This is a genomic window from Streptomyces sp. NPDC020884 (assembly GCF_044333935.1).
GTDB lineage: Bacteria > Actinomycetota > Actinomycetes > Streptomycetales > Streptomycetaceae > Streptomyces.
The window spans coordinates 125,500-145,912 of sequence record NZ_JBIRRY010000012.1; the positions used below are offsets into that span (position 1 = coordinate 125,500).

The 20,413-nt window shown below is 71.9% G+C and carries 21 protein-coding genes; 6 read left to right on the forward strand and 15 right to left on the reverse strand.

Translation table 11 applies throughout. The features are described 5' to 3' along the window. The first annotated feature begins 100 nt into the window (after positions 1 to 100). The gene (locus ACH4UK_RS32320) at positions 101 to 1,108 is read left to right on the forward strand and encodes a PHP domain-containing protein (protein ID WP_398362074.1); all 1,008 of its coding nucleotides are present in this window, start codon (positions 101 to 103) and stop codon (positions 1,106 to 1,108) included. Between the two features lie 131 nt (positions 1,109 to 1,239). Here ACH4UK_RS32320 and ACH4UK_RS32325 read toward each other — a convergent pair whose 3' ends face one another. After that, complete coding sequence (locus tag ACH4UK_RS32325; protein ID WP_069757189.1) at positions 1,240 to 1,431, reverse strand: DUF6381 family protein; 192 nt, start codon at positions 1,429 to 1,431, stop codon at positions 1,240 to 1,242. Positions 1,432 to 1,664: 233 nt separating this feature from the next. On the opposite strand from ACH4UK_RS32325, the gene ACH4UK_RS32330 reads away from it, so the two are divergent. After that, positions 1,665 to 1,847: a DUF6480 family protein gene (locus tag ACH4UK_RS32330; RefSeq protein ID WP_398362076.1), complete on the forward strand. Its 183-nt coding sequence runs from the start codon at positions 1,665 to 1,667 to the stop codon at positions 1,845 to 1,847. A 185-nt stretch (positions 1,848 to 2,032) separates the two neighbouring features. On the opposite strand, the gene ACH4UK_RS32335 is transcribed toward ACH4UK_RS32330, so the two are convergent. Then, a complete protein-coding gene (locus ACH4UK_RS32335; RefSeq protein WP_398362078.1) occupies positions 2,033 to 2,212 on the reverse strand; it encodes a hypothetical protein in 180 nt (59 codons plus the stop codon). A 75-nt stretch (positions 2,213 to 2,287) separates the two neighbouring features. Then, entirely contained in the window at positions 2,288 to 2,677 is a 390-nt protein-coding gene (locus tag ACH4UK_RS32340; protein ID WP_030081948.1) for a hypothetical protein, read from the reverse strand. Positions 2,678 to 2,764: 87 nt separating this feature from the next. Here ACH4UK_RS32340 and ACH4UK_RS32345 point away from each other — a divergent pair, with 87 nt between their 5' ends. Next, the gene (locus ACH4UK_RS32345) at positions 2,765 to 3,130 is read left to right on the forward strand and encodes a DUF779 domain-containing protein (RefSeq protein ID WP_398362080.1); all 366 of its coding nucleotides are present in this window, start codon (positions 2,765 to 2,767) and stop codon (positions 3,128 to 3,130) included. Between the two features lie 13 nt (positions 3,131 to 3,143). Here the strand turns inward: ACH4UK_RS32345 and ACH4UK_RS32350 are convergent, their stop codons facing one another. From ACH4UK_RS32350 to ACH4UK_RS32375, 6 genes are all read right to left on the reverse strand, one after another. Continuing rightward, positions 3,144 to 4,733 carry a hypothetical protein gene (locus ACH4UK_RS32350; RefSeq protein WP_398362082.1) on the reverse strand — a complete coding sequence of 530 codons (1,590 nt, stop codon included), beginning with the start codon at positions 4,731 to 4,733 and terminating at the stop codon, positions 3,144 to 3,146. 117 nt (positions 4,734 to 4,850) lie between these two features. After that, the gene (locus ACH4UK_RS32355) at positions 4,851 to 5,591 is read right to left on the reverse strand and encodes a hypothetical protein (protein ID WP_398362084.1); all 741 of its coding nucleotides are present in this window, start codon (positions 5,589 to 5,591) and stop codon (positions 4,851 to 4,853) included. Positions 5,592 to 5,690: 99 nt separating this feature from the next. Continuing rightward, complete coding sequence (locus ACH4UK_RS32360; RefSeq protein WP_398362086.1) at positions 5,691 to 5,885, reverse strand: hypothetical protein; 195 nt, start codon at positions 5,883 to 5,885, stop codon at positions 5,691 to 5,693. 117 nt (positions 5,886 to 6,002) lie between these two features. After that, complete coding sequence (locus ACH4UK_RS32365; protein WP_398362088.1) at positions 6,003 to 6,881, reverse strand: phosphatidylinositol-specific phospholipase C/glycerophosphodiester phosphodiesterase family protein; 879 nt, start codon at positions 6,879 to 6,881, stop codon at positions 6,003 to 6,005. A 183-nt stretch (positions 6,882 to 7,064) separates the two neighbouring features. Next, positions 7,065 to 7,967 carry a serine hydrolase gene (locus tag ACH4UK_RS32370; RefSeq protein WP_398362090.1) on the reverse strand — a complete coding sequence of 301 codons (903 nt, stop codon included), beginning with the start codon at positions 7,965 to 7,967 and terminating at the stop codon, positions 7,065 to 7,067. Next, positions 7,964 to 8,866 carry a LysR family transcriptional regulator gene (locus ACH4UK_RS32375; RefSeq protein ID WP_398362092.1) on the reverse strand — a complete coding sequence of 301 codons (903 nt, stop codon included), beginning with the start codon at positions 8,864 to 8,866 and terminating at the stop codon, positions 7,964 to 7,966. The genes ACH4UK_RS32370 and ACH4UK_RS32375 overlap by 4 nt, the downstream gene beginning before the upstream one ends. A gap of 166 nt (positions 8,867 to 9,032) precedes the next feature. Between ACH4UK_RS32375 and bla the strand changes: the two genes are divergently transcribed. From bla to ACH4UK_RS32390, 3 genes are all read left to right on the forward strand, one after another. Further along, complete coding sequence (gene bla, locus ACH4UK_RS32380; RefSeq protein WP_398362094.1) at positions 9,033 to 9,971, forward strand: class A beta-lactamase; 939 nt, start codon at positions 9,033 to 9,035, stop codon at positions 9,969 to 9,971. A gap of 93 nt (positions 9,972 to 10,064) precedes the next feature. Then, positions 10,065 to 10,769 carry a GPR1/FUN34/YaaH family transporter gene (locus tag ACH4UK_RS32385; protein ID WP_398362096.1) on the forward strand — a complete coding sequence of 235 codons (705 nt, stop codon included), beginning with the start codon at positions 10,065 to 10,067 and terminating at the stop codon, positions 10,767 to 10,769. Positions 10,770 to 11,058: 289 nt separating this feature from the next. Continuing rightward, positions 11,059 to 14,319, forward strand: a complete 3,261-nt coding sequence (locus ACH4UK_RS32390) for a DNRLRE domain-containing protein (protein ID WP_398362098.1) — start codon at positions 11,059 to 11,061, stop codon at positions 14,317 to 14,319. Positions 14,320 to 14,401: 82 nt separating this feature from the next. Here the strand turns inward: ACH4UK_RS32390 and ACH4UK_RS32395 are convergent, their stop codons facing one another. The 6 genes from ACH4UK_RS32395 to ACH4UK_RS32420 all read right to left on the reverse strand — a co-directional run bounded on the left by ACH4UK_RS32395 (position 14,402) and on the right by ACH4UK_RS32420 (position 20,237). Beyond that, positions 14,402 to 14,908, reverse strand: coding sequence for a hypothetical protein (locus ACH4UK_RS32395; RefSeq protein WP_398362100.1), 507 nt, complete (start codon positions 14,906 to 14,908; stop codon positions 14,402 to 14,404). 184 nt (positions 14,909 to 15,092) lie between these two features. Continuing rightward, on the reverse strand, positions 15,093 to 15,767 hold the full coding sequence (locus ACH4UK_RS32400) for an ABC transporter ATP-binding protein (protein ID WP_398362102.1): 675 nt from the start codon (positions 15,765 to 15,767) through the stop codon (positions 15,093 to 15,095). Beyond that, positions 15,760 to 16,689 (reverse strand): ABC transporter ATP-binding protein, encoded by a 930-nt coding sequence (locus tag ACH4UK_RS32405; RefSeq protein WP_398362309.1) that lies wholly within the window; start codon positions 16,687 to 16,689, stop codon positions 15,760 to 15,762. Before ACH4UK_RS32405 ends, ACH4UK_RS32400 begins: the two co-directional genes overlap by 8 nt. 92 nt (positions 16,690 to 16,781) lie before the next feature. Next, on the reverse strand, positions 16,782 to 17,639 hold the full coding sequence (locus ACH4UK_RS32410; protein WP_398362104.1) for an ABC transporter permease: 858 nt from the start codon (positions 17,637 to 17,639) through the stop codon (positions 16,782 to 16,784). Next, positions 17,632 to 18,597, reverse strand: coding sequence for an ABC transporter permease (locus tag ACH4UK_RS32415; protein WP_398362311.1), 966 nt, complete (start codon positions 18,595 to 18,597; stop codon positions 17,632 to 17,634). Before ACH4UK_RS32415 ends, ACH4UK_RS32410 begins: the two co-directional genes overlap by 8 nt. A 23-nt stretch (positions 18,598 to 18,620) precedes the next feature. After that, complete coding sequence (locus ACH4UK_RS32420; protein ID WP_398362106.1) at positions 18,621 to 20,237, reverse strand: ABC transporter substrate-binding protein; 1,617 nt, start codon at positions 20,235 to 20,237, stop codon at positions 18,621 to 18,623. Positions 20,238 to 20,413 lie beyond the last annotated feature (176 nt).

Genomic DNA, 20,413 nt, shown 5'->3' on the forward strand with positions numbered 1-20,413 from the left:
GCGGCTCCCCACAGCGCGCAGGCGTGCCGGGCCGGATGCCCCCATGCTGGTGGGGCGGGCGAGGGACCCGTGCCGCAGACGCTCCCCGGTGGAGGTGCCGATGGACCCCGTCACCGCCCTGCGCCGGATCGCCTTCCTGCTGGAACGCTCGCAGGCCGCCACCTACCGGGTGAAGGCCTTCCGTACGGCCGCCGGCGCCGTGACCGCGATGGCCGACGGGGAGGCGGCCGATCGGGTGGCCGCGAAGTCCCTGGAGCGGGTCGCCGGGATCGGGCCCCGCACGGCCGAGGTGATCCGTGAGGCGCTGGCCGGAAGGACGCCCGGATATCTGGACCGGCTGGAGCGGGAAGCCGCGGCGGAGCCGCCCGTCGAGGGGGGCCGGGAACTCTTCGAGCGCCTGACGGGCGACTGCCATCTGCACTCGGACTGGTCGGACGGGGGCAGCCCGATCGAGGAGATGGGCCGGACCGCCGCGGAGCTCGGGCACGCCTGGGCCGTCCTCACCGACCATTCGCCCCGGCTGACGGTGGCACGCGGTCTGTCGCCGGACCGGCTGCGGGAGCAGCTCGCAGTGGTGGAGCGGCTGAACGCGCAGTGGGCCCCGTTCCGGCTGCTGACGGGGATCGAGTGCGACATCCTGCCGGACGGTTCGCTCGACCAGGAGCCCGAGCTGCTGGAGCGGCTCGACGTGGTGGTGGTCTCCGTCCACTCCAAGCTGCGGATGGACCCCGCGCCGATGACGCGGCGGCTGGAAGCGGCGGTGCGCCATCCGCAGGCCGATGTGCTCGGCCACTGCACGGGACGTCTGCTGGCCGGTCGCGGCCGACCGGAGTCGCGGTTCGACCCGGAGCGGGTCTTCGCGGCGTGCGCCGAGGCGGGGACGGCGGTGGAGATCAACTGCCGTCCGGAGCGGCGGGATCCGCCCCTGCGGCTGCTGCGCGCCGCCGTCGCGGCGGGGACGCTCTTCGCGATCGACACGGACGCACATGCTCCCGGGCAGCTCGACTGGCAGCGGTCGGGGTGTGCCCGCGCCGAGGAGTGCGGGGTGTCGGCGGACCGGGTGGTGACGACCTGGAGCGCGGATCGGCTCCTGGAGTGGGCCGGCTGATCCGCGCCCGCCCCCTGCACCCGGGCCCCGCACCCGCCCGCACGTCCGCACCCGGGGCCCCGCACCCGCCCGCACACGTCCGCCCCCGGAGGTGCTGGATCTCCGGGGGCGGACGTGCGGGGCGGGAGGGGCTACTTCTCGGGGTAGACGTCCCCGGCCTCCATGGCGCTCTGCTGCTCGCTCCGGTCCCGGATCGTCCGGGACTTCTTCTCCAGCCGCTCGCGCTCGTGCGGGTCGCTCGCGCGCTCCGCGGCCTCGGCGAGCTGCTGGGCCTTCTCACGCATCTGCCGAGCCAGGTCGGCTGGTTCGTCCGAACCGCTCATCACCACTCCTTGGACGCTGGGGACCTCTGCCCCCAGCGAACCAGCGACCGGCCGCCTCCGCATCCCGCGCGGCGGGGGGGGGCGGGAGCGGTCGAGCCAGGTGGGCAGGACGGCCCGGTGGAGCGGCCCCGGTCTCACCCTGGGGTCGAGGGTGAGACTTTCCCTCCGCCTGCGCGGGGAGGCGTCGAGCCGGACGGGGTGCGCGGCGGCGCGGTCGGAGAGACCCTGGAGGCATGGCTGTTCTGCTGAATCCCCCAGGAGAGACACCGCCGGCCGAGGGCTCCATCAGTGAGGCCCACGAGGAACGCGCGGACGGAGGGCTCTGGGAGCACCCCGGCGTCTGGGCCGCCCTGATCGTGCTGGGAGCGCTCGCGGTCGCCGGATTCTTCCTCGCGAGGATCTTCGGTTACGGATGAGATGAGCGGAGAGGAGACCGCGGCCGGCGCACCGCGCTTTCCGCAGCCGTCCGGGGAAGCCGGGCGGCTGCGGACCGCGCCCTGGGGCCCCGGACGGACACGCGTAACGTCCGGGGCCCCGGGCGGACCGGAGGACCACGCGAAACCGCCCGCGCCGTCGCATCCGGCACGGGCGCTTCGATTCCTCAGCGGTCCATGGCCGCCCGCGATGCGCGCGCCAGGGCCTCTTCGCTGCGGGCCTCGGCCTGTTCCTTCCTGCCCTCGGCCTTCAGCCGCTCGTCCTCGAGGGCGATGCCGTCCGATTCCTTGATCATGCCTCTGAGCCTCCGCGCCTTGGCGCGGGCTATGTCGGTGCTCTTTCCCACAGCTGCCTCCATGCCGCGAGGGAGATACGCGCTTCTCCCTCCACTATGCATACCGGCGCGGCAGAACGCAGGGGGCTACAGGAGCGGATCCTCGTCCTCGTCAGGTCCGCCGCCCTCGACCCGGAGCGCGAGGTCCTGGAGGACGTCGGCCGAGGACACGTCGGTCTGCCCGGAGTCGTGGACCTGGGCCAGCATCGTGAACGCGAGGGTGAAGGCGCTCACGAGCTGCTCGACCGCACCGCCGACCTCGCGTCCGACGACGGTGACCACCTCCTCGACGGAGAAGTCGTCGGGGATGGCGATGTGGGGCATCGTCTCGTTCAGCAGGGCGGTGACGGCGCCCGCTCCCGCGTCCAGATCTTCCCGTTCGAGGTCCGCCTCCAGCAGACGCTGCATTTCGCGCGCCTCTGTGAGGATGCCGATCACGCGCTTCACGACTTCCCGTTGCTCCATGGGCGCGAGCATAGGGCGTGCAACCCGGTCGCAACGTCCGGTCGAGTTCACTTGCGTCCGGTTGTCGCAGCGTCGCCGCAGCCGAGAAGGGGCAGGTCCATGGAGTGTGACCCGAAATCGCCCGCCGTCGAGCTGACACCCGCCGCGGCGGGCCTGCTGCGCCGGCTGCGGGCGGACCACGGCCCGTTGATGTTCCATCAGTCGGGCGGCTGCTGCGACGGCAGCGCCCCGATGTGCTATCCGGCCGGTGAGTTCCGCACCGGTGACGCCGATGTGCTGCTCGCGGCCCTCGCGGTCGAGGGGATGCCCGAGGCCGTGCCCTTCTGGATGTCGCGGAGCCAGTACGCGGTGTGGGCCCACACCCGGCTGATCGTGGACGTCGTGGAGGGCCGTGGCAGCGGATTCTCGCTGGAGGCCCCGGAGGGGGTGCGCTTCCTCATCCGTTCCCGGCTGGTGGACGGATGAGGAAGCGCCCGCCTCAGGCGGTGTCGCGGACCGCGACGATGCCGTTGAAGACGCCCACGTACGCCGTGCCGTCGGGTCCGATGGTGATGGGCGCCCAGTTGTTGTCGTAGGCGGGTCCGGTGCCGGTGAGCGTTCGCCAGCGGCGTTCCCCGGTCCGGAAGTCGACGGCGGTCAGATACCAGGCGTCGATGCCAAGGGCGTTGGGCTCCTTCTCGTAGAAGTAGAGGAGCCCGTTGGCCGTGGACAGTTTGGGCACCGTGGAGGGCGAGCGGACGGCGCTCTCCCAGACGGTGTCGCAGCCGCTGCCGTCGGGGCGCACGTCGATGCGGGTGACGCCGCCCACGACGGTGCGGCCCAACAGCAGCGAGGTGGGGTTCTCGTAGCCGTAGTTGTTCTCGACGACGAGGCTGTCACCCCAGCTGATCAGCGAGTTGTCGGTGGTGGAGCGGCCGTGGCCGAAGACCGGGACCGAGCAGAGGAGACGGCGGTCGGCGGGGACGTCCACGCCCCGGCGGAAGACGAGGACGTTCATCCGGTCGTCCGCGTTGTCGGTGATCGCGACGTACTCCCCGGCGGCGCCGAACAGGTCGGGCGTGGTGCCCGAGCCCTGGTTCACCGAGCCGGGCTTGGTGCCGGTGCCCCGGTCGTACGTCTGCCGCCACTGGATGCGCGGGGTGCCGTCCGCCTCGGCCGTGAAGCTGTACAGGGCGTGGTCGGAGACGATGGAGACGCCGTCCCGGGCCACGGAGAAGGAGTTCTGGATCTCCTCGCCGTCGAGCAGGACGGACCGGATCGCCGAGGTGTCGGGGTCGACCGTGCCGACCCGGCCGAGCCGGGTGACCCACCAGATCCGGCCCTGCCAGTCGGGCATCACGGAGGTCACCGGGTCGCAGGTGCCGCTGGGGAAGAGATTCGTCCAGGACACGCAGTCGTGCGGGACGTGCCCGGTGAGGTCCCAGTCGTCCTCGACGACGAACTCCCAGCGGCCCTGCGCGTCCTGCCGGTGGGCGATGCGCAGGACGTGCTGGCGCGAGTCGGCCAGGACGACCCGGTCCTGGTCGTCCAGGTAGAAGTACGCGCCACCCGAGGTGTCCTTGAAGATCTTCGAGAAGTCGAGCCGGGTGATGGCCTCGACCGTGGAGGAGCGCTGCGGCAGCTTGTACTCGGCGAGCGTGTCGAGCGTGCGCGGGTCGAGCAGCTTGAGCAGGAAGCCGGTGAAGGTCCCGCAGACCGTGATCAGCCGGCCGGCCGCGTCGAAGGTCGCGGTGGCGCACTCGCCGCCGATGGGGGCGATCTTCTCGCTGGTCACCTCGGGCGCCCGGCCGAGCGGCCCGGAGTAGGGGTGGGTGCCGCTGCCCGCCGCGTCCGCGTGCATGCCGCTGCGGCCGTTGGGCGCGAGGAAGGGATGCTGCGGGGGCGCCTGCCCGGGGACGGGCGACGCGGTGGCGGGAGCACCTTCGTACGCCTTGACCAGGCGGTGTCCGGGGGCCTTGGGGATGTCGTCGGCCAGCGCGGGGGTCGTGGGCCCCAGCAGGGTGACGGTGACGACGGCGAGCGTCAGGGCCAGGGCGCGGGCGAGCGCTCTGCGGTACGGCGGGGGCATCGGGCTCCTCGGTTACGGACGGGGGTCGCGCCGCCGCCCGACGTTAGGAGGCGCGCCGTGAGGTGTCCATGGAAACGAGGAGGGTTTCGCGTGCCCGACACGCTGCCGCAACACCGCTCAGCGCGGCGGACGCTTCGGGCGCGAGCGGTTCTCCAGCATCGCCCGGCGGATTCCGGCCGCCGTGGAACGGGCGTACTCCGGGGTCGCCGTGTGGTCGGCGACCGAGGTGACGAAGCGGTGCAGCGGCTGGCGACAGCGGGTGCACGGCGTGTCGGTGGTGAGGAGGTAGCCGTCCTCGCACTGCGGGTCGGTGCAGGAGCCGGGCCGCAGGAGTTGCTCGGCGATGTCCTGGGCGCTCCACCGGCGGCGGCCGTCCTCGTCCTTCTCGCCCAGCGCGTGGGCCCAGCGCAGGTTCCAGCGGCGCTCGATGCGCTCGCGGAGGAGGCCGGAGCTGCGGACGCGGAGTTCCTGGTGGATGAGGTCGTGCACGGTGCTGGGCAGCCGGCCGCCGAGCGCCTGGAGGAGCTGGGGCGGCAGGGCCTGCAGGACGTAGCCGGGCGGATTGCTCCGGGCGTTCTCGCGCCAGCGGTCGCAGGCGCAGGACCCGTCGGGGCGCTTGGGGGCGTGACAGCGGCCGCACAGTCCCCGGCACTCGGCGCACAGCCCGCCGTCGAGCCCGTCCAGATGGGGCGCGGGCGCCCGGCCGCACGCGTGGCAGCAGGCGGCGCACGGCCCGCAGAGCCGCTCGTCGCCCGTCTTCGTCGTCCAGGTCCGCATCTGGCAGCGGCAGCACAGGCCGGTGTTGCAGTACTCGTGGTGGGCGGCGCCCGAGTGCCGGCCGGAGGGCGGAAAAGACATCTGCCCATTGTGCGCGATTCCCGGGCGCGGCGCGGACGGTCCGCCGCCCCGGTCAGGACCGGGGCGGGGCGGGGGCGGAGCGGGTGTCGGGGGCTGGGGTCAGGGGTGGAGGCCGCTGACCAGGTCGGCGGTGGCTCCGACGCCGTCGTGGATGGTCGGCGCCATGCTCGTACCGGCCAGGAAGAAGCCCAGCAGGGCGCAGACCAGTGCGTGCGAGACCTTCAGTCCGCCGTTGCGCAGGAAGATCACCGCCAGGATCAGCAGGAGCAGCACCAGTGAGATCGAAATGGCCATGGCCAACCTCCTCCGCCGCGCCTGATTTGCGGCATTCGGCCGCCAGTGTGGCGCAGCGGAGGGGCTGTTCGGCGCACCGGCGTGTCCGCCGAACGGGTACTTCCCGGCCCTGAGGTGTTACGGGGCGGGGGTGCGGCTCCCACGGGCGCGGAGGAACCGTTCGAGTCCGGCCAGGTCGTCGGTGTTGAGGTGGTCGACCCCGGCGGCGAGCAGCTCGGACCAGACGGCCTCGCGTTCGGGGCCCGGCAGGTCGGGCGTGGCCCAGAAGCGGATGCGGCGGCCTTCGCGATGGGCGGTGGCGACGAGGGTGCGGAGCCGGTCGCGCTCGGCCCGGGGGAAGGGGCCCGCGCCGAGCCAGCCGAAGGTCAGGGCCCAGTTGGCGCTGACGAGCGGGGCGAAGGAGGCGGGGGCCGGGGTGCCGAGGTCGTCGAGGCGGCCGTCGTAGAACGCGTACCGGGTGTGCTGCGCCTCCATGGGGACGCGGGCGGCGCGGTCGCCGGAGATGACCGGGGTGACCGCGCCGGGGCGGACGCGGCCGTGGCTGTAGCGGGTCAGGATCCGGTGGTGGCGGCGCAACTGCCGGTCCAGCTCGTGGTAGGCGGCGACGCCGTCGGCCTTGATGTCGATGAGCAGTTGGAGCGGGGCGCGGTGGTGCGGGTGGAGCGCCCCGTGCCCCGCGCGGGCCAGGGCGGCCAGCGGGTCCAGGTAGAGCGAGGCGAGCGTGCGGGTGGGGTCGAGCTGGGCCGGCTCGTGGGCGACGAGCAGTTCCCCGTCGACGAGGAAGACGTCCGCCTCGACGCTGGTGAAACCGTGCGCGAGCGCGTCGTGCAGCGGCCGGGCGTGCAGGTAGTCGTTGTGCGCGTGGGCGTGACGTAAGGGACGCGGGCCGCGCGGCCGGGCGGGCGCGGCGGCCGCCGTCGCGGTGGGGACGGCGAGGCCGGCGGCAGCGGTGGCGAGGGCGACCGTGAGCGCGCGGCGGCGGGTGAGGTGGGTCATGGGGACTCCCTGAGCGGCGGACGGGCGGGGTGGACGGTCGCGACGAGTATGGAGTCCCGGCGACCGTTTCCGTCAGGTACCTGACAGCTGTTCGGCGATGTTTCACGCCGCGGCCACCTCGGGGGCGCGCGGCCGGTCGGCCACGACCCGCGGGAGAACCCTGGAGCTGCCGGCAGGGGGCGCCTAGAACTGTCGAAGGTGGTCGCGCAGCCGCCGGGCGGCCTCGGCCATCAGGGCGTCGACGCCCGGCTGCGCTCCCGCCGGGACCGACGACTCGGTCAGTACGGCGATGGCGAAGGTCTGTCCGTCGGCGTGCTCCACGACGCCGATCTCGTGTCGCAGGTTCAGCAGGGTGCCCGTCTTGGAGGACCAGCTGCTCGCGTCGGAGCTGAAGTCCGGGGTGAGCCGATGACGCAGCACGTTGTGCGCCAGGAGGTCGCGCAGCCGCTCGGCCACCTCCGGATGGATCTTCGACGGGGTCCAGACGGCGTGGAGGAGGTCGACGAAGGAGCGTGCGCTGCCGGTGTTGGCGCGGGTCGTGTCGAGCTGCGGCACCCGGTGGCCGCGGCCGCTGGTGCCCGCGTCGATGGCCAGCGCGTGGGCGAGGTGCACCTGGTCGGCATCGAAACGCTCGACGGGCGTGTCGAACAGCTCCTCCGTGCGGTGCCGGACCGTGATGCCGCGCAGGCCGGCTTCCCCGAGGACGGCGGCGACCAAGTCGGGCGGGGTGAGGGTGAACAGTGCGTCGGCTGCCGTCCCGTCGCTCAGGCAGGTACTGAGGTAGAGCAGGTCGTCGATCGCGATCCGGGCGGGGTGCCGGAAGCGGCTGAGGCCGGTGGGGCCCGGCGTGGTGACGTGACCGGGCGCCACGTCCAGCGGGGTCGCGCCGTCCAGTTCACCGCGCCGGATGCGTTCGAGCGTGGCGAGCGCGAGCGGGACCTTGACCAGGGAGGCCGACGGCAGCTCCGTGTCCGGCTCGATGCCCAGTTCCTCCCCCGAGTTCAGGTCCCGCACCAGCAGGCACGCGCGCAGGCCGCCGTCGTGCAGCCGGGCGCGCACGTCCCGCAGCAGCGTCTCGGTGTTCACGCCGCCCTCCCTCCCCCGGCACCGGCCGGGTCGTCCGCGCCCAGAGCGCGGGCCATGGCCTCGCCCAGACGCTCTTTCACCGGCAGGGGATTGCCGTCCGCCACGACCGTGAGAGCGTAGCCCCGGCGCAGCGTCAGTTCGCCGATGGGGTGCCAGGCCAGGGCGAGTTCCGCGGCCTGGGCCCGGGAGCACAGCAAGAGGTCCTCGGAGCAGAGGACTTCGGCAGCGGCGGCCGTCAGGTCGGGTGCGGCGAGAACCTGCGCGGGCCGCAGGCCCACCGCGTCCCGCAGCCGTGTCAGCGGGTCGCGGATGTGGGGCACGTCGTCCTCCGGCTGGATCCAGACGCGGCGGGCCGGGCCGGGCGAGGCCCGTCCGAGCCGCAGTGTCTCGACGTAGATCCGCCGCACCCCGCTGTCCCGCGCCCCGGCCAGCCCCAGCGGGACGGACCAGGGCGCCTCACCCGCGGGCACGGCGAGCAGGGCGGCGCGCACCTGGTGCGCGTGGAGGAGTTCCCTGCGGCGCGCCGGCCCGGCGGCCCGGAGGTCGAGCCGGACACCGTGCCCCCGCGCCTCGGCGACCAGGCGGGCCAGGGCGGAGCCGGAGCAGGTGTCGGGAACGGCCAGCCGCCAGGGCTTGTGCTTGACCGCTTCGGCCTCGTCCAGCAGGACGCCGGCGGCCTGGACGAGCTGTCTGGCGGCGGGCAGCATGTCGCGCCCGAAGGGGGTGAGCACCGCCCGCCGGGAGGTGCGCTCGAAGAGCTGCTCGCCGAAGCGCTCCTCCAGCGCCGCGACCCGGCGGCTCGCCACCGACTGGGACATCCCCGCGGCGGCCGCCCCGTCGGTGAAGCCGCCGTACTCACTGACGCTGACGAATGCCCGACACGCTCCGACCAGATCCACGGGCCGGATCCTATGCGGTTTCGGCATGGAAACACCCACGAACGTATTGGACCGCATGGCAGGAGGGAGACGAAGGTGACTTCGGCACGCACGACCACGTAGCGGTACGGAGCTGTGCCGCTCCGTCCCCGATGCGCTCCGGTCCGGAGCGCCAGGAGGTTCGCCCATGCATCACCCCCGCGTCAGGACCGCCGTCGCCGGTGCGCTCGCCGCACTGTCCCTCCTACCTCTGGCGGCCTGCGGGCAGAGCGACTCCGCCTCGCCGCCCACGTCCGCCAAGCCCGTCGCCAGTACGTCGGCCTCCGCTGCCGCCGCGAAGCCGTACACCGGCGACTTCGAGGAGCTGGAGCGCGAGTTCGACGCGCGGCTGGGCGTGTACGCGATCGACACCGGCACCGGACGCGAGGTGACCCACAACGACCGGGCCCGGTTCGCCTACAACTCGACCTTCAAGGCGCTCCAGGCCGGGGTCGTTCTCAGCACCTACTCCATGGACGGCCTCGACAAGCGGGTCACCTACACCCGCGAGGACCTGGTCGCCAACTCCCCGGTGACCGAGAAGCACGTGGACACCGGCATGACGCTCAAGGAACTGTGCGACGCCTCCGTGCGCTACAGCGACAACACCGCGGCGAACCTCCTCTTCGACCACGTCGGCGGCCCCAAGGGCCTGGACGCCGCACTGGAGAAGCTGGGCGACGACGTCACTCGGATGGACCGGGAGGAGCCGGAGCTGAGCCGCTGGGTCCCCGGCGAGAAGCGGGACACGTCCACGCCTCGGGCGCTGGCCCAGGATCTGCGCGCGTTCGTCCTGGGCAAGGCCCTGCCCACACCCGAGCGGGCGCAGTTGACGAAGTGGCTGCGGACCAACACCACCGGGGACGCGGTCATCAGGGCCGGTGTGCCTGAGAACTGGGTCGTCGGCGACAAGACCGGCACCGGCAGCCACTACGGGGCGCGCAACGACATCGCCGTGGTGTGGCCTCCGGACTCCGCTCCGCTCGTGATCGCCATCCTGTCGCACCGCGCCACGAAGGACGCCGAGCCGGACGACAGGCTGATCGCCGAAGCGGCCGCCGTGGCCGTCGACTCCCTGTCCTCCTAGAGGATCAGGGACCGGACACGGTCGAACGCGTCCCCGGCCGCGGCCGGGGACGTCGGTCCCCGCGGACCGGTCCGGAACTCGTACGCTTGCGCGGTGAATCAGGAATCCAACCCGAACGGCCCGTCGGAGCCGCTGACGACCGACGCCGTGACGCGGATCGTGCTGCGCCCGATCGCCAGCCCGCTGCCGCTGGGCTTCTTCGCCCTCGGCATGGGCAGCACGGTTCTGTCTTCCCTCCAACTCGGCTGGGTACCGGTCGCGCAGAGCAGCATCCTTCTCCTCCTCGTCCTCATCTTCGTCGTGCCGCTCCAACTCGTCGGCGGCATCTTCGCCTTCCTGGCTCGCGACGCCGGGGCCGGCACGGCGCTGCTGCTGCTCGGCGCCGCCTGGGCCGGAACCAGCGTGACGTCTCTGGACTCACCGCCCGGCAAGCCGGTGGTGGCACAGGCCGTCTTCCTCCTCGCGCTCGTCCCCTTCGTGCTCGCACTCGCCGGGGCGGCCGTGCAGTCCAAGCCCCTGTTCGCCGTCCTCCTCACCCTCACCGCGGTGCGTTTCGCCCTCACCGGCCTCTACGAGGCGGGTCTGGGGAGCATCCTCCAGACCGCGGCGGGCTGGACCGGTCTCGGCATCGGCGTCTTCGCGCTCTACGGCGGGCTCGCCCTGCTCGTCGAGGACGGCAAGCAGCGCACCGTGCTTCCCCTCTTCCGTCGTGGAAAAGCCCGTGAGTCCATCGAGGGCGACCTGCGCAAGCAGCTCACCGAGGCCCAGCAGGAGGCGGGCGTCCGCCACCAGCTCTGACGAGCCCGACGCTGCGTCGGCCGCGAATGGCGACCGGACCCGATCGTCGCCTCCGGCCGCGACGCGTACAGCGCCTCGATGCGGCCTCCGTGCGGGCTACTTGCCCGTCGCATCGCCGGTCGCAACCCGATCGTGATCACCCTGCGTGCAACCGTGACCACGCTCACGCGGCCCATACGTCGGGACACGGGCGATACACACCCGCATGGACCTCGATGTCCGGTTGCCCGCCGGACTGAAGATCACGTAGGAATTCCCGGACTTAAACAAACTGTTGAAGGGATGAAGTGTGTCTACCGGGAAACGCTACAGACGCGGGCTGCGGCACTTGGTGGTGCCCGCGGTCCTGCTCACCGCGGCGCCGCTGGCCGTCGCGCTCCCCTCTGCCGCAGACGACGGCGACCGAGTGAAGACCGCGTCGGCCACCGCGGACCAGCCGTCCGAGGCGGCGGCCGAGAAGTCCGCTCTCGCCTGGGCGACGAAGCACTCCAAGGCGGGTATCCCCTGGGCGCTGGCCGAGGCGAAGAGGACGGGGAAGAAGACTCTCGCCCCCAACGAGACGACCGCCAACAGCCTTACCTACGCCAACCCTGACGGCACCCTGACGACCGAGTCCACCCTGGGGCCGGAGCGCATCGAGCGGGACGGCACATGGGTCGACGTCGATGCCACCCTCCAGTCGGCGGGCGGGCGGGTGAAGGCGAAGGCCCACCCGAACAACCTCACCGTCTCCGGCGGCGCCGGCACCCCGGCGAAGTCCCTCAAGGCCACCCAGGATGCTCCGGCGACCGATCTGGCGACGATCGGCGGCGACGGCGAGACCATCACCCTCAGGTGGAAGGGCGGCCTGCCCAAGCCGAAGCTGGACGGCGGCACCGCCACCTACCAGGACGCCCTCCCCGGCGCGGACGTCGTCGTCGAGGCGACCCGTATCGGATTCGAGCAGTACACGAAGGTGAACGAGCGCCCCGACGGCGGCTACTCCTACACCCTGCCCCTGAGGGCCGAGGGGCTGAAGGCGGCCGAGAACAAGGACGGCTCGGTGACGTTCAGCGACGCCGAGACCGGCGCGAAGAAGGCCACCATGCCCGCCCCGGTCATGTGGGACGCCTCCGTCGACAAGGTGTCGGGCAAGCACGAGAACCGCCACAGCGTGGAGATGGACGTCGTCGACCACGGCTCCGGGAACATCGACCTCGTCGTCACCCCGGACACCGCGTGGCTGCAGGACGAGGGCACCGAGTACCCGGTGATGATCGATCCCTCCACCTCGGTGTTGGGCAACAGCTTCGACACCTACGTGCAGCAGGGCGAGACCACCGACCTCGGCTCACAGACCGAGCTGGACTGGGGCAACCCCGGCACCAAGAACCCCGACGGTACGCCGCGCACCGCCCGCACGCTGATGTCGTGGAACTCCTCGGCCTACGCGGACGCACTCGTCTCCTCCGCGTCGGTACAGCTCTACAACACCCACTCGGGCAACACCGACTGCAAGCCCCACAGCTGGGACGTGTGGAGCACTACGGCGGGCGACTCGTCGTCCAGGTGGACGAAGCAGCCGACGTGGCAGCAGCAGTACGCCACCTCCACCGAAACCAAGGGCAACGCCCAGGGATGCTCCGACACGGCCGACGGCTGGATCAAGGCCGATGTGAAGGACCTGGTCCAGACGTGGGCGTCGACGAAGCAGACCAAGGGCCACATGGGCATCCGGGCCGCGGAGGGCGATGCCAAGGGCTGGAAGATCGTCAACTCGCGTAACGCGACGTCCAACCAGCCGAAGCTGACCGTCCACTACAACTTCCGTCCCGGTGACGGAAGCGACCAGCAGGCCGGGCCGCCCTTCACGTCCTACCAGGGCGTGTGGGGGGTCAACACCCTCACCCCGACCCTGCGGGACAGGTTCACCGACGCCGACGGCGACAAGGTCTCCGGAACCTTCCAGGTCTACGATGCCGAGACCGACAAGCCGATCACCACGCCCAGCGGTGAGGGCCTGATCGTCTCCGAACGCGTCACTCCTGGCGAGTGGGCGAACGTACAGGTGCCGTCCGGACAGCTGGTCGACGGCAAGACCTACAAGTTCCGCACCAACGCCTACGACGGCACCCACTACAACCTGAACTGGTCGCCGTGGCGTGAGTTCGTCGTGGAGACGGCCGCCGCGGGTCAGCCCACCAACCTGCGGTCGGGCGACTCCTACGCCATCTCCGACCCGAAGATCGTCAAGGACCCCCAGAAGGTTCAGGAAGTCCAGGACGTCTTCAGGCGGGACGGCAACCTCGAAGCCCTCGGCATCATGCCCAACCGCGGCGCGGCCGCCCGCAAGAGCGGCATGAACACCAGGGCGGCATGGGAGCGGACCTACACCTCACCCTCCACGAGGTTCATCGGCGGCAAGAAGCCGGCCGATCCGTACGAGTACATCAAGGACCCCGCTGAGTGCGAGGCGGCCGATGACGCCGACAACGCGGCCGGCTGGATCAAGAACCGGTTCTCCTACTGCCAGGACACCCTGGTCCTGATGCCCGCCATCAAGTGCGGCCTGTGGCCGCCGGGCTGCTATCTGCAGGGCGAGTTCATCGCCACGCAGACCCTCATCGGCAAGGGCAGGATCGGCGGCAAGGACGGAAGTCAGTACGTCCGGTACGCGGACTTCGACTTCAACCTCGACGTCCACTGGATCGGTGGCGAATTCGGCAAGCCGGGTGCCAAGATCGAAGCGAAGCTTCCGTGCGAAGGGGCCTGGGACACGGGCAACCCCGACGCGAAGCCGGAAGACGCCTGCCACTACGGGCTCGACACCGGCCGCAAGGACTCGCCTGCGCAGTGGAAGCTGGACGGTGACGCCAAGTTCGACCTGCAGTCCACCGCCCCCAAGGCTCCCGAGGTCCAGATCGGTGAGCAGATAGCGACCGGTGAGTTCACGCCGGAGCTGGACTTCACCCTGCCCGGCTACGGCCAGCTCATCTCCTCCGAGGGTGAAACGGGGCATATCCGTTTCGACAGTGCCGCCTACCTCACATGGAACAAGCTCGGCTCCGTCTTCTCGGACGTCACCCCGTCGCTGCGTTACGACAAGAGCGACACCAGCCACGCCGGTCCGCCCGCGTCGTACACCGGAGTCGAGGCGGTAGCCCGCCACATCGACGAGGCCCGGAAGGACCCGGACGCCAGCTACCCGACGAAGACGGACAAGAAGCTGCCCGGCGAGGACCCGCTGGACCCGCTGCACCGCATCGCCCAGGGGGCCGGAACACTCGCCAAGGAGCGCTACAACAAGAACCTGAGTGAGCGCAAGAAGGACTGCAACGAGAACACTCCGGGTGCCCCGGCGACGGGCAAGGACTGCGATGAGTACCCGTTCCGTTCGACCGCCCAAGGCGCCGCCCGCTACCTCTACGAAGGCGACAAGTACAAGAACGACTTCTCCGTCCGCTATGTCGATCCGGCGGAGAACCAGGAGGCAGGCAACCGCCTGGGCGCCTGGTACCAGACCGACCGGATCCTCAACTGGGAAGCCTTCACCGTCACCATCGGCGACTGACATCCCGCCAGTCACCCACCGGTGATCCAGAAGCAGGGCCGCCCCCCGAGGGGCGGCCCTGCGATCCGGTCGGTCCGACGATTCAGGCTGCGGCGTTCGGCCACATCTGCACCAGGATGAACTGATCAGCCCCGTCCAGAGCCTCTTCGTGTCCGCCCGGGTGGTCGAGCGGTTCGCCGAAGGAGTCGGCCAAGGGGGAGGTGAAGGGGCCGCCGTCCGGGTCGAACACCCACCGCCACCGCGTCCGGTACGTGCCCGGCGACGGCAGCACCAAGTCGGTGTCCATACCCCCGGAAGCCACTGTCTGCACACCGAGGTGGCCGTCGGGAAAGCCGACCTCGACCTCCTCCTGCCCTGCCCAGGGGCCGGGCGACGGCGGCGGTTCGGCCGACCACGACTCCAGCCGCATCTGCACCGTGCCCACTTCCGGGGGCGTCTGCAGAAACACCACGCCCCGACCCGGGAGCAGCCACTTCGTTCGGTCCGCGTCGTCGTAGAACTGTTCCGCGGCCATGGTGGTGTCGTACAGCGTGAGCAGCCGGTAGCTCGCCGACCAGTCGAACTCGTCGCAATCCAGCAACCTGCTCATCAAACACCTCACACCTGAGGCAACCGCCGCCCCCCGGGCGGCGCTCGCGCCGACTCTCCGTCTGTTGATCACTCGTCCCGCCAACCTAACCGGCAGGTGCGGACTCCCGCGCGGACACTCCGCGCCGGACAGCTGCCGGGCGGGCTTCAGAGCCCGGCACCAAGAAGGCGCCGCACGGGAACCGTCAGCCGGCCGGCGCCTTCTCGGCGTGGCGCTCGCCCCAGCGGACCGTACGGTCGCACCAGCGCTCCAGCAGCACCCGGTCGTGGCCGACGGCCAGCAGGGCCGCCCCGGACGCGGAGCGGTAGCGCTCGACCACGGCGACCAGGGCAGCCGTCGTGGACGCGTCGAGCATCGCGGTCATCTCGTCACAGATCAGCAGCCGGGGCCCCAGCACCAGGGCCCGTGCCAGACAGGCCCGCTGGAGCTGGCCATCGCTCACCGCGTGCGGGCGGCGCTCCAGCAGTTCGTCGGAGAGGCCGACCAGCGGGGCCAGTTCCGCCACCCGTGCGGGAACGTCCCGGCGACGCCCGGTGGACCGCAGCGGCTGGGCGATCAGCTCGCGCAGGCTGAGCCGGGGGTCGGCGGAGAGCCGGGGCTGCTGGAAGACGACGCCGACGGCGGTGCGCTGCTCCTGCGGGGCCCGGTGCCGCCAGCCGCGTATCACCGTGCCGTCCAGGGTCATGGTTCCGGCGTCCGGGCGGTGCAGGAGCGCGGCGACCTTGGCCAGGGTGGACTTGCCGCAGCCGCTGGGGCCCAGCAGTCCGACCGCCTCGCCCGCCCCGACGTGCAGGGACACCTCGCGGACCACGGGGTCGCGGCGGTCGTATCCGGCGGTGATCCCGGTCAGCTCAAGCATCGGCGGCCTCCTCGATCGGGTGCGTCCCGCCGGTCGGCGCGTGGTGGCAGGCCAGGCCCGCCTCGAAGGCCGGACGTTCGCCGGTGCAGCGGGCGTCGGCGTGAGCGCAGCGGGCGGCGAAGGCGCAGCCCTCGGGCAGCGCCCCCAGCTCCGGCGGCATGCCGGGGATCGGGGCGAAGTCCCGCTCCGGCAGGGCCTCCAGCAGACCTCGGGCGTACGGGTGGCGGGGGCCGGGTGCGCCGAAGAAGGGGGCCGCGTCGGCGATCTCGACGATCCGGCCCGCGTACATGACGGCGACGCGGTCGGCGATGCGTTCGGCGGCGGCCAGGTCGTGGGTGATGATCAGCAGCGCCCGGCCCTCGTCGGTGTGGCGGCGCAGTTCGTCGACGGTCCGCTCGACGAGGTCCCGGTCGAGTCCGGTGGTCGGTTCGTCGGCGAGCAGCAGCGGGGCGTCGCCGATCAGGGCGAGGGCGGTCGCGGCGCGCTGGGCGAGGCCGCCGGAGAGCTCGTGCGGGTAGCGGTCGAGGTGCCCGTCGGGGAACGAGGCGCGGTCGGCGGCCGCCACGACGGCCTTGCGCAGTGTGCTCCCGCGCACCCCGGTCAGCTCGCGCAGGCTCTCCTCCAGCTGGGCCCGGACGGTGCGCACGGGGGTGAGATGGGCGGCGGGGCTCTGCGGTACGAGGCCGATGCGCCGTCCCCGTACGGTGCGGGCGAGGGTGCGCTCGTCGGCGGTGAGCAGGTCCGTGTCCCCGCCGAGCACCGCGCTGCCGGTGGTGGCGGCGTTGGCGGGCAGCAGGCCGAGCAGGGCGGAGGCCAGGACGGACTTGCCGCAGCCGCTCTCGCCGACCAGGGCCAGGCACTCCCCCGGTGCGACGGAGAAGCGGGCGTCGGTGACGGCGGCGATGTCCCGGCCGCCGCGCATCCGGAAGCGGACGGAGAGATCCCGGACGTCCAGGACCGGCGTCACGGAAGGGGCGCGGTCGGCGACGGGGGCGTCGGTCTCACGGGCGTCGGTCACAGCATGAGCTCCGATTTCCGGCGCGGGTTGATCCGGTCGCGCCAGGCTCCGGCGAGTCCCGCGAGCGCGAGGGTCGGAATGATCAGGAAGAGGCCGGGGAAGAGGGTGGGCCACCAGTCCCCCGCGAGCAGCGAACCGCGCGCGGACTGCACGAGGTTGCCGAGGCTCGCCTGATGGGCGGGCAGCCCGAGTCCGAGGAAGGACAGCGCGGACTCGTGCCACATCGCGTGCGGCACCATCAGCACGGCCGCCAGGCCGGCCTGCGGGAGCACCCCGGGCAGCAGGTGCCGCACGATGACCCGGGTGCGGGAGGCCCCGCCGGAGACGGCCGCGTCGATGAAGGGGCGCGAGCGCAGCGAGAGGACCTCGGAGCGGACGATCCGGGCGGTGGACAGCCAGTGCGTCAGGGCGACCGAGACGATCACCGGCCAGACGCCGGGCCGGAACATCGCGACGATGAAGATGCCGAGCAGCAGATGCGGTACGGAGGACAGGGCGTCGACGACCCGCATCACGATCCGGTCCGTCCAGCCGCCGAACGCCCCGGCGAGCGCGCCGATCGCGGTGCCGACGACGGTGGCGGTGAGGGCGGCGACCAGGCCGACGAGCAGCGAGACGCGCAGGCCGTAGACGCAGCGCAGCAGGAGGTCGCGGCCGACGTCGTCGGTGCCGAACGGGTGGGCGAGGGACGGCGGCTCGAGCTTGCTGGCCAGGTCGACGGCCTGCTGGTCGAGCTGGGCCAGCGGCGGGACGACGAGGACGGCCAGCAGGACGGCGACGACGATCACGGCCGAGGTGACGATCCGGACCCGGCGGGTGGTGCGGCCGGGGAGGGCGAGCGCGGTCTCAGCCATCGAAGGCCACCCGGGGGTCGGCGAGTCCGTAGAGGAGGTCGGAGAGCAGGTTGCCGAGCAGGACGGCGGCGGTGGCGAGCACCGTGAGCGCGGCGAGCAGGGAGAAGTCCACCGAGGTGGCGGCCTCCACGGTGGCGGCCGCGATGCCGGGCCAGCTGAAGACCGTCTCCACGAGCAGGGCCCCGGTGATGAGTTCGGGGACGCGGGAGCCGATCAGGGTGAGCATCGGCAGCATCCCGGAGCGCAGGGCGTGACCCAGGAGCACGGTCCGCTCGCTCAGCCCCCGGGCGCGGGCGCCGCGCACCGGATCCTCGGCGAGGGCGTCGGCGACGCCTTGGCGCACGTACAGGAAGAACCACGGCAGCTGGGAGACGCCGAGGACGGCCGCGGGCAGCACGAGGTGGGAGGCGACCTGGCCGAAGGTGACGACGTCGCTGGCGGCGTCGGTGAGTCCACCGGCCGGCAGGACGTCGAGCTTCAGGGCGAAGAACCAGATGGCGAGCAGCCCGAGCCAGAAGGCGGGGGCGGCCTCCAGGGTGTATGCGGCGGAGCTGACGCACCGGTCGAGCCAGCCGCCGGGCCTGCGGGCGGCCAGGACGCCGAGTCCGGTGCCGAGCAGGATCGCGACGAGGAAGGCGGTGGCGGCGAGCAGGACGGACCAGCCCATGCGCTCCGCGATGACGTCGGCGACCGGCTGGCGCATCACGCTGGAGTCGCCGAGGTCGCCCCGGAGCGCGGAGGTCAGCCAGTCCCACCAGCGGGCGACGAGCGGCTGGTCGACGCCGAGGTTGGCCCGCAGCTGGTCGAGGTTCTCCTGCGATGCGGTGAGCCCCGCGGTCCCCGCGTACGCCTTGACGGGGTCGAAGGGGGACGCCTCGGCGACGGCGAAGACGCCGAAGGTGACGACGCCGAGGACGGGGACGGCGAACAGGGCCCGCCGTCCCGCCATCCGCGCCATCGGCCCCCAGGGAAGGCGTCGGCTCACTTCTTCGTGTCCCCGGCGCCCTCGGTGGACCACTTCTCGACGTTCCACCAGGGGCCGGAGGCCAGCCCGTGGTCGTGCGGCTCGACCTGGGTGGAGAGGGGTCCGAAGCGGTCGTCGACGACGTAGAGGTGGTCGATGTGGGTGAGGAAGGTGTAGCCCGGGTTCTTCACCAGCTCGCGCTGGACGGTGTCGTACGCCTTCTTCCGCTCGGCCTCGTCCCCGCTCCTGCGGCCCGCCTCGATCGCGGCGTCGACGGCCTTGTTGTCGTACCAGGCCATGTTGTTGAAGCCGTCGCCGGCGAGGGAGGACTTCAGCAGGGTGTACTGGTCGAAGTCGGGGTCGGCGGGCGAGCCGCCGCCCGCGAGCACGGCGTCGTGCTTCATCCGGGGCTCGATGACCTCCCAGGTCCCGGCCTCGGCGGTGATGGCGATGCCGGCCTTCTTGGCGTCGGAGGCGTAGGCGAGGGCGTGCTCCTGGCGGAGCTTGTCGCCGGTGAGGTACCAGAGCGGGAAGGCGGCGCGCACGCCGTCCTTGACCCGGACGCCGCCCTTGCCGGGCCGCCATCCGGCCTCGTCCAGGATCTTCTTCGCGGCGGCGAGGTCGTGGCGGCGCTCGGTGCCCCGGGTGAACCACTCGCTGTCGGTGGGGACGGGGCCGTAGGCGGGCTTGCCGTCGCCGTTGAGGATGGCCTTCACCATGGTCTCGCGGTCGACCGCGACGTCGAGGGCGCGGCGCACGGCGGTGTCCCCGGCGACCTTGTTGTGGGTCGGCAGGGTCACCGTGCGGTAGTCGTAGGTGGTGGCGGCGTAGGTCTTCTTGCTCCGGTCGTCCGCGAAGCCCTTGGCGAGGTTGGGCGGCAGGATCGCGCCGTCGAGGTCGCCGGAGCGCAGCCGGGTGGCGCGCACGTCGTCGTCCTTGATGATCGCCATGGTGAACTTCTTCACCTCGGGCTCGCCGCCCCAGTAGTGGGGGTTGGCGGTGAAGCTGAGCTTCTCGCCCTTGGACCACTGGGTGAGGACGTAGGGCCCGGTGCCGACGGGGCGGGTGGTGAAGGCCCCGGTGTTGACGTCCTGCTTGCCCGCGACGTGCTCGGGGGCGATGGGCAGGACGGTGCGCTGGGCGAACGGCGCGTAGGGGTACTTCAGGGTGAAGACGACGGTGTCCTCGCCCTTCGCCGTGACGTCCCTGACGGCGTCCAGCTCGGTGCGGGAGGCGTTGTTGGTCTTCTCGTCGAGGATCGTGCGGTAGGTGAAGACGACGTCCTTGGCGCCGAACGCCTTGCCGTCGCTGAACTTCACTCCCGGGCGAAGCCGGTAGGTGTAGGTCAGGCCGTCGGCGCTGACCTCGGGGAGCGCGGCGGCTAGGGCGGGACGGAGTTTCATGTCGCCGTCCAGGGCGAGCAGGCCGTCGAAGATCTTGGAGTTGCCGTCCTTGCCGTAGCCGAGCAGCGGGCTCAGGCTGTCGGGCTCGTAGGCGATGCCGACGACGGCCGAGGTGGACCCCGATCCGGCGCCGCTCCGGGCGCTGTCCGGGTCCGAGCAGGCCGCCGCGGTCAGGGACAGGGCGGTCACCAGCGTGGCTCCGACCGCCACCCGTAGAGATCGGGCCGTCATACTCTGCACATCCCTGTTCAAGATCGACTGTTATTGCGAACGGTATGCAATTAAACAGCACGCCCGTTCGGGTCGGACCCGGGACAGGGAGGCACCCCTCCAAAAAGCTTTGTTTTTCGTCCACTTGTGAGCGAAATTGCAACACCTACGCCCGATCCGCGCTCAGACTTTTTACG